Here is a 15,278-nt window from a genome sequence, read left to right as displayed (position 1 = left end):
GCGGAACACCAAGGAACCGCGCACCGAGGAACCGCGCGCCGAGGAGCCGGCCGGCCGTCAGGACCCGGCCGGCTTCTCCTTGCGCGCCCGGCTCGGCTGCACCCGCTTGGGCTCCCCCGGCATCTTCGGGTACTCGGGCGGATACGGCAGGTCCCCGAGGCCGTGCTCGTGCTCGTCCCGGCGCGCCAGGTCGAGCAGGGCCTCAAGACAGAAGGCGTGGTCGTCCATGTCCGCGTGCACATCGCCCAGTTCGGCGAAGCGCGCGGGCATGGTCGCGAGGTCGAAGTCCTCGGGCCGTACCCCGTCCAGTTCGGGCCAGCGCAGCGGGGCCGAGACGGGGGCGTTCGGGCGGGGGCGCACGGAGTAGGCGGAGGCGATGGTGCGGTCGCGCGCGGTCTGGTTGTAGTCGAGGAAGATGCGCGCGCCGCGCTCCTCCTTCCACCATCTGATCGTCACCAGGTCCGGCATCCGGCGTTCCATCTCCCGGCCCACGGCGATCGCCGCGCGCCGCACCTGGGTGAAGGTCCAGCGCGGCTCGATCGGCACGAAGACATGCAGGCCGCGTCCGCCGGAGGTCTTGGGCCAGCCGCGCAGCCCGCCGAACTCGTCGAGGACGGCCCGCAGTTCATGGGCGGCGCGCACGGCGTCGGCGAAGTCGGTGCCGGGCTGCGGGTCGAGGTCGATGCGCAGTTCGTCGGGCCGGTCGACGTCGTGGCGGCGCACCGGCCAGGGGTGAAAGGTGAGCGTGCCGAACTGCGCCGCCCACACGACGGCGGCCTCCTCGGTGGGGCACATCTCGTCCGCGCTGCGACCGCTGGGGAAGGTGATGTGGGCGGTCGGGATCCAGTCGGGCATGTTTCTGGGCGCCCGTTTCTGGAAGAAGGACTCGCCGGTCACACCCTCGGGGTAGCGCTCCAGGGTGGTGGGGCGGTCGCGCAGGGCGCGCAGGATGCCGGGGCCGACCGCCAGGTAGTACCGGGCGAGGTCCAGCTTGGTGAAACCGCGCTCCGGGAAGAAGACCTTGTCCGGGCTGGACAGCCGCACCGTCCTCGCGCCCACTTCCAGTTCCACCGCGTCAGCCATGCCGCCACGGTAGGCGTACCGGGCACACCTCGCACACCGGGAGAAACGCGGCGTATGCACAATGTCGGTCACACGCGCAGAATCAGACCATGGATCTACCGGTCATGCCGCCCGTGAAGCCGATGCTCGCCAAGCCGGTGGCGAGGATCCCGCCGGGCATGCACTACGAGGCCAAGTGGGACGGTTTTCGCGCCATCGTGTTCCGCGATGGACCCGAGGTGGAGCTGGGCAGCCGCACCGGGAAGCCGCTGACCAGGTACTTTCCCGAGCTGGTCGCGGCGCTCAAGGAGCGGGTGCCGAAGCGGTGCGTGCTGGACGGGGAGATCGTGATCGCCCTGAACGGGCGGCTGGACTTCGACGCGCTGACGGAGCGCATCCATCCGGCCGACTCCCGGGTGCGCACGCTCGCCGAGCGGACGCCGGCCTCGTTCGTCGCCTTCGACCTGCTGGCGCTGGACGACGAGTCGCTGCTCGACGTGCCGCTGACGGACCGGCGGGCGCTGCTGGTGCGGGCGCTGTCCGGGGCGACGGCTCCGGTGCACGTGGCGCCGGCCACCACGGACATCGACGTGGCGCGGCAGTGGTTCGAACAGTACGAGGGCGCGGGTCTGGACGGCGTCATCGCCAAGCCGCCGGCGGGGCACTACCGGCAGGACGAGCGGGTGATGTTCAAGATCAAACACGAGCGCACCGCGGACGTCGTGGTGGCCGGCTACCGCCTCCACAAGAGCGGCCCGGTGGTGGGCTCGCTGCTGCTCGGCCTGTACGACGACCGCGGCACGCTCCAGCATGTGGGCGTGTCCGCCGCCTTCCCGATGAAGCGGCGCGCGGAGCTGATCGAGGAGCTGGAGCCGCTGCGGATGACGGACGTGACCGGGCACCCGTGGGCGGCCTGGGCCGAGGAGTCCGCGCACGAGACGGCCCGGCTGCCCGGGGCGCCGAGCCGCTGGTCGGGCAAGAAGGACCTGTCCTGGGTGCCGCTGCGGCCGGAGCGGGTGGCGGAGGTGGCGTACGACCACATGGAAAGCGGCGCCCGTTTCCGGCACACGGCCCGCTTCCGCCGCTGGCGCCCCGACCGCACCGCCGAAAGCTGCACCTACGCCCAGTTGGAGGAACCGGTGCGCTACGACCTCGCAGAAATCTTCGGCCCCCAGCCCTGACAATCGACAGCGCCCCCTAGGGCCGCGGGGCTGCATCGACATGCGGCTCCACCGCGCGAGCGCGACCAGCCACGACGCCGCCGCAGACGAGCAACAACCCGACAGCGCCCCCGAAGGGGCGCGGGGAACTGCGCGACCAGCCACGACGCCGCCGCAGGCAAACGGCGCCGCACGCAAACGGTGCCGCAGACAAGGGACGACACATCACGGCGCCCGCAGCGGAGCGCTGAGCGCCTGCTCCGCCCGCGTCACCAGCCCGTCCGCGCCGCAGGACCGCGCCAGCGACAGGCCCCGGTCGAGTTCGGCGGGCGAGCGCGCCGCGATGCCGTACTCGATGCGGGCCGCCGCGTGCTCGTACCGACAGGGCGAGGTCTCCAGATGCGCCACGGCCTGCGCGGCGAGCCGCACCGCGCGCTGCCCGGTCTCCAGGGCCGCCGCACAGCGCAGGGCCTCGCCGATCGCCGTGTCGGTGCCGAACCGTTCGGCCTGCCGGCGGGCGTCGGTGGCCAGTCGGGCGGCCCGCGCCGGGTCCGTCGCGGCGAGCGCCCTGGCCAGGTCGACGGCCCAGGGCGCGAGCACCGGATTGTGGCCCCCGCGGGACGCGGCGGCCTTCTCGGCGGCCTCCAGTTCGTTGATGCCCTCCTCGGTGCGGCCGACGGCGAGCAGCAGCCGGCCGCGCACACAGCGGGTGTCGGGCAGCACGATGGTCGACGGATGGGGCGGCGCGAAGTCGTACTGCTCGGCGACCGTCCATGCCTCCTCGACCCGGCCGCGGGCCAGCAGCGTGTCGACGAGTCCGCAGATGGCCGACCAGTGCAGATGCAGCCGGCGGCCGACTCCCTCGGCCAGTTCCAGCGCATCGCGCAGGACGGCCTCCGCTTCCTTCAGCCGGCCCTGTCTGCGCAGGGCGAGCCCGAGGGACGCGTTCGCCAGGGCGAGGTGGCCACCGCTCCAGCGGGCGTTCGTGTAGACGCGCAGCGCCTCCGTGAACAGGTTCTCGGCACGGTCGAGCCGGTCGGCGTAGGCGTACGAGCCGCCCAGCATCATCAGCAGTTCGATGCCCCACTCGGTGTCGGTCCAGCCGAGGCCCGGCGCCGGACGGCCGTCGACCAGGGCGCGGTCGCACCACTCGACGACCTCCTCGGCGCTCTCGCCGTGCGTCATCGCGTCGAATCCACGCAGGATCAGCAGGGCCCTTTCGGAGTTGTCGCGGCCGGTGCAGGTCCTGGCCAGGTCGGCGAGCCGCTGGGAACGGCCGGGCGCCGCGGCCTCGCCGTGGATGACCTCCCCCATGAAGCGCACGGCCTGCAACCGCATCCGGGCGGGACCCGGTGCGTGCCGCGCCGCCTCGGCCTCGACGGTGCGCACGGCGTCCTCGACCTGGTCGTTGTGCAGCAGCGCCTGGGAGAGCCGGACGACGGCGTCGACACGGGTGGCACCGTCGAGGCCGGGCATGGCGAGGGCGCTCCGCAGGTGGTCGACGGTGGCGGCGGGTGCCGTCAGCAGGGTGGCGCAGCCCAGTTCGAAGAGCACGAGGGCGTGCACCTCGGGCAGCGGCGGCTCCAGCAGGGCGCGCTCCAGACAGCGCCGGGCCGCGTCGGGCGCGCCGACGGCGAGGTGTTCCCGGGCGGCCTCGCGCAACTGCTCGACCAGTTCCTCGTCGTCGTCCGGGTGCACCCGCAGGAGGTGCCGGGAGGCCGCGGCGGCACCGCGCCCCGAGTCGGTGACGACCTGGGCGGCGATGCCGTGCATGGCGGTGCACAGGGCCTCGGGGATCGAGTGGTAGACCGCGGAGGCGATCAGCGGGTGGACGAACTCCAGGTCGCCCTGGTCCTGGCGGGCGTCCGCCGGGTCGGGCCGGGCGAGGATGCGGGCGGTGCACAGCAGGTCGACGCAGCGCTGCGCCGCCTCGACGTTCATGGTGGCGAGTCGGGCGACCTGATCCACGGTGATGCCGGTGCCGAGGACGGCGGCGGCCCAGGCGCACCGGGTGGCGTCCATGCCAAGGCCCTCAAGCCGGGCGACGAGTTCGCCGCCGCGGGCCGAGCGGTTGAGCGGGCGCAGGTCGCCGGCCCGGGCCTCGACCGGTTCGAGTTCGCTGTCCTGGACCTTGGCGAGGAGTTCGACCGTCTCGTACGGGTTGCCGCCGGTGACCGCCCAGACCTCGCGGCAGAACGGGGCGTCGGCGTGCGGGCCGAGGGTGGCGCGGGTCAGTCCGGCCGTGGCGTGCGGGGTGAGGGCGCTGAGCCGGGCGACAGGGCCGGCCGCGACGGCGGCCACGGCGTCGAGGTGCCGGCCGCTCTCGCCGCTCACCTCGCCGGGCCTGCTGGCGACCACGACCAGCACGGGCAGCTCGTGCAGGCGCTGCGCGAAGGCGGCCAGCCAGCACAGGGTCTCCTGGTCGGCCCAGTGGGCGTCGTCGATCAGCAGCACCAACGGCCGCTCCCGTTCGGCCAGCCGGCCGACGGCGGCGACGAGTCCGTCGCACACGTCCCGCGGGTCGGGCCGCCCCGCGACGGGGTCCGCGATACCGAGGGCGGGGCCCGCGATGTCGTACGAGTCGCCGAGGTGGTCGCGCGCCTCCTCGGGTCGCAGCGACACCAGGGCGGGCTGGAGCAGTTGGCGTACCACGTTGAACGGGACGGACCGCAGCGTCTCGCTGCCGCGGGCGGACCACACCGTGCAGCCGCGGCGCTCGGCGATGCGCCTGCTCTCGGCGAGCAGCGCCGTCTTGCCGAGTCCCGCCTCGCCCTGGAACACCAGCAGGCTTCCCGCGGACGACCGGTCGGCGCACAGGACGTCGAGCGCCCGCGTGACGGCGGCGATCTCCGCGTCGCGCTCCCACAGGGAGGCGGAGGCGGCCGCGCGGGGCCGTACCTGCGTCATCCCGTTACCTCCCCAAGTCGCCCGAACGACGTACGGATCCCGAGCGTAGCCGTCCGGCGGGTCGCGCGGAGGAGCGTCCGTGCAGCTCCTGTCATGACGGGTGAACCGCTTGCCGACCGGGCGCCGGGTCCCGGCCCGGGCGTGCCGGTGCCGAGCGAACGGTGGGTCAACCGGCCCGGGGCGGCCGGGCGGTGGCGTCGGTCGCGGGTCCTCTCATCCGGCTTTCACCGACGCCTCATACGGTGGGGGCATGACGCAGGTGACTCCTCCCGGGTGGTACCCCGACCCCGGGCAGACGAATGACGGTCCGCCCACCGAACGCTGGTGGGACGGCAAGGCATGGACGGACCAGACCCGCCCCGCCGGGCCGGCCGCCGCATGGGGTCCCCCGACGCAGCCGGCCGGGCTTTATCCGCCCTATCCCGCGCAGCCGCCGGCCGGGCCCCGGCGGGGGCTGCGCACCGGGATCGCGATCGGCGTGGCGGCGGCGGTGCTCGCGGGCATCGGGGTCGGCGTGTACGCGCTGTCCGACGGCGGCTCCGGTGGCGACCGGGCCGGTTCCCCGCGGGTGCCGGGCGGTACCGAGGGGCAGAGCGGCGGGCCGGGCGGTCCGTTCGGCGGGCCGGGCGGCGGCTCGGGCGGTGGTCCGGGAGGCGGATCCGGCGGCTCGGGCGAGTCCGGTGGCGGCTCGCCGGCGCCCGGGGAGTCCGAGGCGCCGAAGGTCGAGGGCGGCGGCACGGTGTCGGACCCGGTCAACGGCATCAGTCTGCCGGTGCCGGACGGCTGGACCGGGCAGGTATTCAACGCGGGCGCGCAGGTGACCTCCGGCCACTCCTACAAGTGCCCGGGCGACACCTCCAAGACGTGCACCGACGGCGGTGCCTACTCGGCGCCCGCGCTGGTGCTCGGCACCGACGGGAGCACGCCCGAGGAGGTCGCCAAGGCGGACATCGCGGCCAACGCGGAGGAGTCGTACGGGGGCAAGACCTACGGCAGCATCACCTCGCACGAGGTGCTGGCCGCCAAGGCGGTCACCGTGGCCGGGCAGAAGGGGTACATGGTCCGCTGGAAGGCGGTCACGAGCAAGGGCAGCGACGGCTACGTCGAGTCGCTGGCGTTCCCCTCCCCCGCCAACGCCCGGCAGATGGTGGTGGTCCGCTTCGGCGTCGACGCCGGGGAGGGCACGTCGGTGATCGACGACATCACCAAGGGCATCAAGGTCTCGTCGGGCGGCGGCAACGGCCAGAACGTCTGACCCACAACCGCGCCCGCGCGGAAGCGCCGACCGGGGCGGTTGGCCGCGCGGCACGGCCGCCGCGCCCCCGCGGAACGACCGCCCAAGGGCACGTCACTCACACCGGACGGCCGGCTCGGACCCTCGCCCCACGAAACAACCGACCGGCCGCCGCCCACACGCGACCCACCCTCCGGTGCGGCCCACCACGCGGCGACGGCCACCGCGGGCCCGTGCTCACGCCAGACGGCCGTCCCGGACCCTCACCCCGTGAGCCGGCCGACCGGCCGCCGCCCACACGCGCCCCACCCTCCGGTGCGGCCCACCACGCGGCGACGGCCATCGCGGGCCCTCGTGCGTGCGGGGCGGCCGCCCCGGATCCTCGCCCCGTGAAACAACCGACCGGCCGCCGCCCGCGCGCGACCCACCCTCCGCCGCGGCCCACCACGCGGCGACGGCCACCGCGGGGCCCGCGCTCACGCCACACGGCCCCCGTATCCTCACCCCGTGAAACAAACGACCAGCCGCCGCCCGCGCGCGACCCACCCTCCGGTGCGGCCCGCCGCGTGGGGACGGCCGTCGCGGGCCCGCGTGCGTGTGGGGCGGTGGGGGTTGTCCGTGGAGCGGGCGGGTGGGGCGCCTCGCCGGTGATGCCGGGACGACACCGCCCCGGGGAAGTGGGTGGCCGGGTGGGGCTGCCTCCGCTCCAGGGAGTCCCACCCGGCCGGGGTGCGCCGCCCCCGTCCCCACGGTGCGGCGCGCACAGGCCACCGTCCCGTCATCCCGTGGACGGTGGCCTGAGTCTCAGGTCAGGCCCAGCGCGGGCAGCACGGCCGCCTCCACGAACCCGACGAGATAGGCGGAGTCGGCGTACTGGCCGGTCAGCACGGGCCGGATGCGCAGCACGCCGAACATCATGGCGGGCACGTACTCCAGCGCGGGGTTGTCCGGGCGCACCTCGCCGCGTTCGACCCCGCGTCGCAGCATCTCCTGGAGCGCGGCGATCTCGGGGTCGACCAGCGCCTCCCGGAGCACGCCCTTGAGTTCGTGGTCGGCCGTGATCGCATGGCCGAGCGACTGGAGCAGCCGGGTGTCCTTGCCGGACCAGTCACCCGCGGCGTGCGCGGCCTCGCGCAGGTCGTCAGCGAGCGACCCGGTGTCGATCCCGCCGAACCGCACCCGGCTGTTCGCGCGCAGCGCCGCCGCCACGAACCGGGGTTTCGTCTTCCACTGCCGGTAGAGCGTGGACTTGCTGCACCGCGTGCTGGCGGCGACGCCCTCCATGGTGACGGAGTCGTAGCCGCATTCGCGGATCTGTTCGAGCACGGCGTCGAAGAACTCCCGCTCACGCTCGGGCGTGATCTTGGAGCGGCGCGAGGCGGCGACCGTCTCCGGTCCGTTCGCGGCCTGCGACGTCATGCGCTGGTCTCCTCACTCCTCGGCCCGCCCCGGGGCTGCGCTCGACGGGCGGGTCCACCATCCGTTCCCAGTGTGTCGCACATCAATCGATACGTCAGTGTACCGGTACAGGAGCGTATCGGTACACTGTCGTTTCGGTACGCATACGTATCGATGAGTTCCGGTCGGGGGCCCGGGGCTCCGCACCGCCACACGCACGACCGTCAGCGAAAGGGCCGGGGGATGAATGCCCGAACCGAGCCTGCAGAAGCGGACCCGGGCTCCATAGCCCGGCCCCCGCTCGTCCGAGAGTTCCTGCTCGTCGCGGGGCTCTTCCTCGTCTACAAGTTCGGCCGGCAACTGGCCACGGGCCACACCGGCGAGGCGTTCCGCAACGCCCACCGCGTCTGGGACCTGGAACGGACACTGCACCTCCCCGGCGAGGGCTCCGTGCAGTCCGCACTGCTGCACGGCGGCCCGCTCGTCCACCTGGCGAACACCTATTACGCGACGGTCCACTTCCCGGCCACGCTGGCCTTCCTGGTCTGGCTGTACCTGCGGCGCCCGGCGCACTACCTCTGGGCCCGCCGGGTGCTCGCCGCGGTCACCACCGCCGCCCTGGTGCTGCCCTTCACGTTCCCGCTCGCGCCGCCGCGCATGCTGGCCGCCACCGGTCTGGTGGACACCGCCCGCGTCTACGGACCGTCGGTGTACGGGCCGCCGTCGAGCGACCACCTGTCCAACCAGTTCGCGGCGATGCCGTCGCTGCACTTCGGCTGGGCCCTGATGGTGGCGCTCGGCCTGATCGCGGCGACCCGCTCGCACTGGCGCTGGCTGTGGCTGCTGCACCCGCTGATCACCCTCGCGGTGATCGTCGGGACGGCGAACCACTACTGGCTGGACGCGATCGTCGCCGCGGCCCTGCTCGGCCTCGCCCTCGCCGCGATCCATCGCCCGCGGCACGGCGCCGGGACGGCGGGCCGCGGCACCCGGCGGTCCGTGCCGAAGGAGCGGGTCCTGGTGGGAGCGGACGCCCGATGAGCCCGATGAGCTCAGCGCTGCTCGCCGTCGCCCTCTCCCTGGTCTCCGCCGTCGCGTACGCGGCCGCCGCGGTCGCGCAGGAGCGGCTGGCCGCCCGCAGCTCCGGTACCGGCCTGCTGCGGCTGCTGGGCACCGGCGCGTGGTGGACGTCGGTCGGGCTGAACGGGGGCGCCGCGGTGCTGCACGTGGCGGCCCTCAAGTACGGTCCGCTGACCGTCGTACAGCCGCTCGGCGCGCTCACCCTGGTGGCCGCGGTGCCGATGGGGGCCCGGCTGGCGGGGCGGCGGGTCGGCGCCGCCGAATGGCGGGGCACCGCCCTGACGCTGCTCGGACTCGCGGCGCTGCTGGTCACGGCGTCCGGACCGGCGCCGCACCGGGTGCTGTCCCTGACCGAGGCGCTGGCCGTGGCCGGTTCGACGGCCGCCCTGGTCGGCGTGCTGGCCCGGCCCGGCACCCGGCCGGGCCTGCGGCACGCGACGGCCTCCGGCGTGGCCTCGGGCGTGGCCTCGGCGCTCACCCAGACGGTGACGGTGGCGGCGACGGACCGCACGGGACCGGTGCTGAGCCTGGCGGTGATCGTGGTCGCGCTGCTGGTCGCCGGGTTCGCCACCGGCGGGCTGCTGCTCTCGCAGACCGCCTACCGGGACGGCCTGGGCGCGCCGCTCGCCGTGGTGACGCTGGCCAATCCGGTGGCCGCCGCGGTGATCGGCCTCGCCCTGCTCGGGCAGGGCCTCAGGGGCGGCGTCGGCGGTGTGCTGCTGGCGCTGGCCGGGGCGGCGGTGGCGTCCTGGGGGGTGGTGGTGCTGACCCGGGTGCCGGGGCCCGTCGCCGACCAGGCGAAGGCGCACCCGGTGGCCGCGGTGCCGGCTCGGGAGCCGCGTACCGGCCCGGCCGGACCGTACCGCACATCCCCTCGCCCGGATCCGGGGCCTTTCACCACCCTGTCGGGAGGGTCAGCCGAGGCCCCGTGAGTCCTGCTTGAGTGCGGTGTCGACGGTCAGGGCCGTGGCCACCACGAGGCTCAGCAGGGGCTCGGGGAGCTGGTAGTGGATCTGCAGGACGTAGTTGTCCGCGGTCGTGAACATCGTCTTGGCGAGCCCTTCCCAGGTCTTGGTGATCCGGGCCACCTCGTTGTCCGCGTGGTCGACGATCGCGAAGTTCCACGCCCGCCAGTTCTCCGCCCTGATCGCGCCGACCTGCCGGCCGTCCGCGTTCATCGCGCAGTTGATCTTCCCGATCATGTTCTGCTGGACGATCTCACCGACCGGCGAGCCGTCCGGGCGGGTCACGATCACCCGGGACTTGAAGACCTTCGCGGGCCGGGTGAGCACCAGCTGGGGCTGCCCGTGGGGGTCGCGGATCTCCAGCCGGTGCGTCATGAACTGGTCGAGGCTGGAGACGAAGCGCAGGACCTTCTTCAGGGCGCTCTGTCCGACCTCGACCACGGCGCCGAGGTCGCGGCCCTGCTGGTCCATGACCTTGTACTCGTTGGTCAGCTCGATCAGCTTGGCCTTCTGGTTCACCACCAGCACCGGCTCGGTGAACAGCGTCCCGCCGCCGGCCGCGCCGCCCGCGACCCCGGCCTGCTGTTGCACCTGCCGCTGGACGCGCGGGTCGGCGGCGGGCTGCTGCGGCACCGAGGACTGCGGGGCGGCCGCCTGCTGGGCCCCGGGCTGGTCCGCAGTGGTGTGTTCGGTCCATTGCGCGCCGTCCCAGTAACGGAGCGTCCGGGGCGCTCCGTGCGGATCGGGGTACCAGCCCGCGGGTGTGTTCGATTGCGTGGTCACCGGGGCACACTACCCCGATCAGGCCGGTACCCGTCCGGTCCGTCCGCCCCGGTCGTCACCGGGGCGTCACGTCGCGGCGATCGCCGGATCGCTGACCCCTGGGCGTCCGTTCTCGACGTGTCCGGCGAACCCGCGCAGGAAGCCCGCATCGGCCTCGGACGTCACGGTCAGGTCGTACCAGCGCCGGCTCGCCGAGAGGTCCACGGTGCGCCGGACGGTGGCCCCGGCCCGCACCGACACCGTCCACGGTCTGCCGCCGTACCCGTCGGCGACCCTCAGCCGTACCGTGCCTGAACCCTTGTTGGTGAAGGTGAGCTGCACGTCGTCGCCCAGGGGACGCACGGTGACCTCGGGCCCCGCGCTCCTGCCGCGGCCCTTGAACACCCGCAGGAAGCCGTTGGGACCGTGCACGGTCAGGTCGTACGAGCCCTTCGAGTACGCCGAGTTCCAGGTGTCGGCGACGGACGTGCCCGCCTCGGTGGTGTACGTCCAGGGGCCGTCGGTGCGGTTGCCGGAGGTGACGAGGAAGGCGGCGCCGGCCCGCGCGCCGGAGGCGAAGCGCAGCGTGAACGTCCCGGCCGCATGATCGGCCGAGCCGTCCACCACGGGGGCGTAGCCGAGCGGCCGGGTGGGCCGCAGGCCGCGCTCCTGCCGCGGCAGCGCCGGGTCGGCGGGCGGGGTGGGCACATAGTCGGGGTGCCGGTCCCGGTCGGGCGGCAGATAGCCGTCGGTCGCGGGCAGGGCGAGGGGCCGGGTGTCCCTGCGGGAGAAGTCGAAGGCGGCGGTCAGGTCGCCGCAGACCGTGCGCCGCCAGGGCGAGATGTTCGGCTCGTGCACGCCGAAGCGGCGCTCCATGAACCGGATGATCGAGGTGTGGTCGAACGTCTCGGAGCAGACGAAGCCGCCCCTGCTCCACGGGGAGACGACCAGCATCGGCACCCGCTGGCCCAGCCCGTAGGGTCCCGCGACATGGCCGCCGTCGCCCTTGAACAGGTCGAGGCCCGCGTCGACGGTCGACTTGCCCTGCGCCGCGGAGGCCGGCGGGAACGGCGGGACCAGGTGGTCGAAGAAGCCGTCGTTCTCGTCGTAGGTGAGGAACAGCGCCGTCCTCGACCACACCTCGGGGTTCGAGGTGAGCGCGTCGAGTACCTGTGCGATGTACCAGGCGCCGTAGTTCGCGGGCCAGTTGGGGTGCTCGGTGAACGCCTCGGGGGCGACGATCCAGGAGATCTGCGGCAGGCTGCCGGACGCCACGTCCGCCCGCAGCCGGTCGAAGAAGCCCTCGCCCTTGCGGGCGTCGGTGCCGGTGCGTGCCTTGTCGTACAGCGGGTCGCCGGGCGCGGCGTTCTGGTACTGCTTGAAGTACAGCAGCGAGTTGTCGCCGTAGTTGCCGCGGTAGGCGTCCGGTATCCAGCCCCAGCCGCCCTTCGCGTCGAGGCCGTCGCCGATGTCCTGGTAGATCTTCCAGGAGATCCCGGCCCGCTCCAGGCGTTCGGGGTAGGTCGTCCAGGAGTAGCCCGCCTCGTCGTTGCCGAGGACCGGGCCGCCGCCACGGCCGTCGTTGCCCGTGTGGCCCGTCCACATGTAGTAGCGGTTCGGGTCGGTCGAGCCGATGAACGAGCAGTGGTAGGCGTCGCAGATGGTGAACGCGTCCGCGAGCGCGTAGTGGAAGGGGATGTCCTGCCGGGTCAGGTACGCCATGGTCGTGGCGCCCTTGGCCGGCACCCACGCGTCGTACCTGCCCTCGGCGAAGGCGGCCTGTGTGTCGTTCCAGCCGTGCGGCAGGTCCTGGATGAAGGCGAGTCCCAGGTCGTCGGCGTCGGGGCGGAAGGGCAGCAGGTCCTTCCCGCCGTCCGACTGGTACCAGACGGGCCTGCCGTCGGGCCGGGCCACCGGGCGCGGGTCGCCGAAGCCGCGGACGCCGCCGAGCGAGCCGAAGTAGTGGTCGAAGGAGCGGTTCTCCTGCATGAGGACGACGATGTGCTCCACGTCCTCGACCGAGCCGGTGCGGTGGTTCGCGGGCAGCGCGGCGGCCCGCTCGATGCTGCCGGACAGGGCGGTGAAGGCCGAGGTGGCGCCCGCGAGTTGGAGGAATCTGCGCCGGTTGACTTCGGGCATGCGAGGGGCCTCTCATCTCTGGCGTACGGAACGTCAGGGGTGTGACGGAAGGTGCGCGGTGCGAGTGTTCCAAGAGCGGCGGACGTCAGGGAAGGGCGTGATGGCGCCGATGTGAAGGTCGGCGGTACAGCCGGCGGGCGCGGTCCGCGCAACCGCTCGTGCCGCGGCCCGCGCCCCGTGTCGGGTGGGCGCGGGCCGCGGTCGTGGCTCGTTCGCTGTACGGGCGGTGGCATGCCGTGCTCGGCACCGACTCGCGTGCTACGGCGCTCGGGGGACCGGCGCCCGCGGGCGGGTCAGGGGGTCAGGTATGCCTCCACCTCGCTGAACTGGGCCGCCGGCCAGCCGGTGTTGGCGCTGACCGTCAGCCGCAGGTGGCGCAGGCCGGTGCCGCTCGGCAGGGCGACGGTGGCCGTGTTGCCGGTGGCCGGGTCGAACCGGTACCCCTGGGCGCCGACCACCGTGGTGTAGTTCTGGCCGTCGGTGCTGCCGAGCACGGTGATGGTCTGGGTGCGTGCGCCCCAGGCCGTGGACGGCGGCAGCTTCAGCACCAGGCGGCGTACCGCCTGCGCGGACCCGAGGTCGACCGTCAGGGACTGCGGGAAGGCGTTGTTGGTGGACTCCCAGTAGCTGTTCGCGTCGCCGTCGACCGCCTTGCCGGGTGTGTAGACGTCCACGGAGCCGGTGGCGCTGGCGGGGCGGCCCTTGGCCAGGTTGCGGGCCGGGTCGGGGTCCGGGTTGCCCTGGCCCGGCTGGGGCCAGGTGGAGCAGTCCGACCAGGTGCTGTTCCAGCCGGAGTTGCCGCCGCCGTCGGTGAGGGCGAAGGAGCCGGAGTTCGCCGGGTAGGGGCAGTTGTAGATGCCGGCGGCGCCGACCGCGGTGGCGGTGACGTTGCGGAGGGTGGCGGCGCCCTGGGCCTCGGCCTGCACCACGACGGTTCCGGTGTTGCGCACCGTCGCGCCGTCCACGGTGACGTTGCGGACCGGGTAGCCCTGCCCGCCGCCGGAGACGAACTCGAAGGCGCTGTAGGGGCTGTCGGTGATGGTGGTGTTGGTGATGTTGACGGTCGCGTTGATGGCGCTGTCGTAGGAGTCGACGCGCAGCGCGCCCATCGGGTGGTTCCAGTTCGGGTTCATGGCGCCGGTGCGCACGAGGGTGTTGCCGTCGACGGTGATGGTGCCGGCCAGCGGGGAGAAGGGGTCGAGGAACTTCTGGTTGGAGATCGCGATGCCGCTGCCGAGGGCGTTGGTGTCGGAGATCAGGTTGTTCTTGACGGTGATGTTCGTGCCGCCGTAGACGGCGATGCCGTTGGCAAGGTTGGGCTGCGAGACGGTGTTGTTCTCGAAGCTGCTGTCGGTGTCCGGCGCGTACAGCGACCACATGGCGAGCGAGTCGTCGCCCTGGTTGCGCAGGAAGTTGTTGCGGACCCGGACGCCCTTGGCGTTGCCGTTGAGGTTGAGGCCGTCGGCGGTGGTGTCGAGGATGCGGTTGTTCTCGACGACCAGGTTGTCGTTGTTGCCCATCAGCCAGAGGCCGACCTTGACATGCTGGATCCACATGCCGGACACCGAACTATTCGGCCCCAGGGACCCGTTGACGAAGTTGTCGGGGCTTGAGTCGACGCGTTCGGTGACCTCGCCGATGACCGCGAAGTCCTTGATGCGGACGTTGCCGGCGGAGCCGGACTGGTCGATGAAACGGGAGGTGTGCACGACGGAGTGCCAGCTGCCGGCGCCCTGGAGGGTGACGTTCTGCACGCCGCTGAGCGACGAGGTCAGCCGGTAGTCGCCCGGCGGGATCCAGACCACTGAGCCCTGCGCGGCGGCGATGGCGTCCCGGAAGGCCTGGGTGGAGTCGCCGTTGCCGCTGGGGTCGGCGCCCTTGGAGGTGACGGAGACCGATCCGGCGGGCTGGGTGGCCGCCGCGGCCACCTGCTCGAAGTCGGCGACGTCCACGGTGACCTGGGTGCCCGTCGACTGGAAGGCGACCTTGTCGCCCGCCTGCACGTTCTGGCCGAGCAGCAGCCGGGCGTTGTCGAAGAAGTGATGGGTCTTGGCGCCCGGAATCCAGCCGGTGTCGACGTAGGAGTACTTGGAGGTGACCGTGAGGGTCTTCGCCAGTTTCTGCCCGTTGACGTACACGTCGAGGGTGCCGGACTGGCCGTCCGGGACGCTGTAGGCGACGTTCACCGCGTTGGCCGCGCGCGGCACGGTGAACTCGACGCGCTGGCCCGAGGTGAGCCGCACGGCCTGGCGGCCGGATGCCTCGGAGGCGAGGGTGCCCTGGGTGTAGTCGGGGCCGATCTTGGTGCCGGTGGTGGTCGCCGACTCGGCCTCGACCGAGGTGAACGGCAGGGTGGCGCCGGCCGCCGCGTGCGCGGACGGCGCGAGGGTGACGAGCATGCCGGCCGCGAGGGCGACGGCCGCGCCGATGGCCGGCATGCGCCTGACATTTCTGCGGGTGCTGCTGGACATGTGCTGATCCCTTCGTGGTGGGGGTGCGGGGATGAGCGAGGTGCGGAACAGCGGGGTGCCGTGGAGCAGGACGGCGGGGCGTGCGGTGCGCGGGGATCAC

10 protein-coding genes are annotated in these 15,278 nt (G+C 73.2%); 4 read left to right on the top strand and 6 right to left on the bottom strand.

The annotated features are described in order from the left end of the window. Nucleotides 1–57: 57 nt before the first annotated feature. Complete coding sequence (ligD, locus tag AC27LF_RS00130) at nt 58–1,083, bottom strand: non-homologous end-joining DNA ligase (RefSeq protein ID WP_479660510.1); 1,026 nt, start codon at nt 1,081–1,083, stop codon at nt 58–60. Between the two features lie 89 nt (nt 1,084–1,172). Here ligD and AC27LF_RS00125 point away from each other — a divergent pair, with 89 nt between their 5' ends. Further along, the gene (locus AC27LF_RS00125; protein ID WP_479660509.1) at nt 1,173–2,243 is read left to right on the top strand and encodes an ATP-dependent DNA ligase; all 1,071 of its coding nucleotides are present in this window, start codon (nt 1,173–1,175) and stop codon (nt 2,241–2,243) included. Between the two features lie 204 nt (nt 2,244–2,447). On the opposite strand, the gene AC27LF_RS00120 is transcribed toward AC27LF_RS00125, so the two are convergent. Continuing rightward, complete coding sequence (locus tag AC27LF_RS00120) at nt 2,448–5,129, bottom strand: ATP-binding protein (RefSeq protein WP_479660508.1); 2,682 nt, start codon at nt 5,127–5,129, stop codon at nt 2,448–2,450. Nucleotides 5,130–5,379: 250 nt separating this feature from the next. Here AC27LF_RS00120 and AC27LF_RS00115 point away from each other — a divergent pair, with 250 nt between their 5' ends. Further along, nucleotides 5,380–6,384 carry a DUF2510 domain-containing protein gene (locus AC27LF_RS00115; protein ID WP_479660507.1) on the top strand — a complete coding sequence of 335 codons (1,005 nt, stop codon included), beginning with the start codon at nt 5,380–5,382 and terminating at the stop codon, nt 6,382–6,384. A 783-nt stretch (nt 6,385–7,167) separates the two neighbouring features. Here the strand turns inward: AC27LF_RS00115 and AC27LF_RS00110 are convergent. Further along, nucleotides 7,168–7,782: a TetR/AcrR family transcriptional regulator gene (locus tag AC27LF_RS00110; RefSeq protein ID WP_479660506.1), complete on the bottom strand. Its 615-nt coding sequence runs from the start codon at nt 7,780–7,782 to the stop codon at nt 7,168–7,170. Between the two features lie 222 nt (nt 7,783–8,004). Here AC27LF_RS00110 and AC27LF_RS00105 point away from each other — a divergent pair, with 222 nt between their 5' ends. Both AC27LF_RS00105 and AC27LF_RS00100 read left to right on the top strand, forming a co-directional pair. Continuing rightward, a complete protein-coding gene (locus tag AC27LF_RS00105; protein WP_479660505.1) occupies nt 8,005–8,802 on the top strand; it encodes a phosphatase PAP2 family protein in 798 nt (265 codons plus the stop codon). 5 nt (nt 8,803–8,807) lie between these two features. Further along, the gene (locus AC27LF_RS00100; protein ID WP_479660553.1) at nt 8,808–9,773 is read left to right on the top strand and encodes a DMT family protein; all 966 of its coding nucleotides are present in this window, start codon (nt 8,808–8,810) and stop codon (nt 9,771–9,773) included. On the opposite strand, the gene AC27LF_RS00095 is transcribed toward AC27LF_RS00100, so the two are convergent. The 3 genes from AC27LF_RS00095 to AC27LF_RS00085 all read right to left on the bottom strand — a co-directional run bounded on the left by AC27LF_RS00095 (nt 9,756) and on the right by AC27LF_RS00085 (nt 15,178). Continuing rightward, complete coding sequence (locus AC27LF_RS00095) at nt 9,756–10,589, bottom strand: LURP-one-related family protein (protein WP_479660504.1); 834 nt, start codon at nt 10,587–10,589, stop codon at nt 9,756–9,758. The two genes, AC27LF_RS00100 and AC27LF_RS00095, sit on opposite strands and share 18 nt — an antisense overlap. Nucleotides 10,590–10,655: 66 nt before the next feature. Then, on the bottom strand, nt 10,656–12,707 hold the full coding sequence (locus AC27LF_RS00090) for a phosphocholine-specific phospholipase C (RefSeq protein ID WP_479660503.1): 2,052 nt from the start codon (nt 12,705–12,707) through the stop codon (nt 10,656–10,658). A 293-nt stretch (nt 12,708–13,000) separates the two neighbouring features. Then, entirely contained in the window at nt 13,001–15,178 is a 2,178-nt protein-coding gene (locus AC27LF_RS00085; protein WP_479660502.1) for a discoidin domain-containing protein, read from the bottom strand. Nucleotides 15,179–15,278: the final 100 nt, after the last annotated feature.

Source organism: Streptomyces diversicolor, assembly GCF_057537855.1.
The sequence above is the reverse complement of the archived record's forward strand: the minus strand, read 5'-3'. Positions and strand labels throughout refer to the sequence as shown.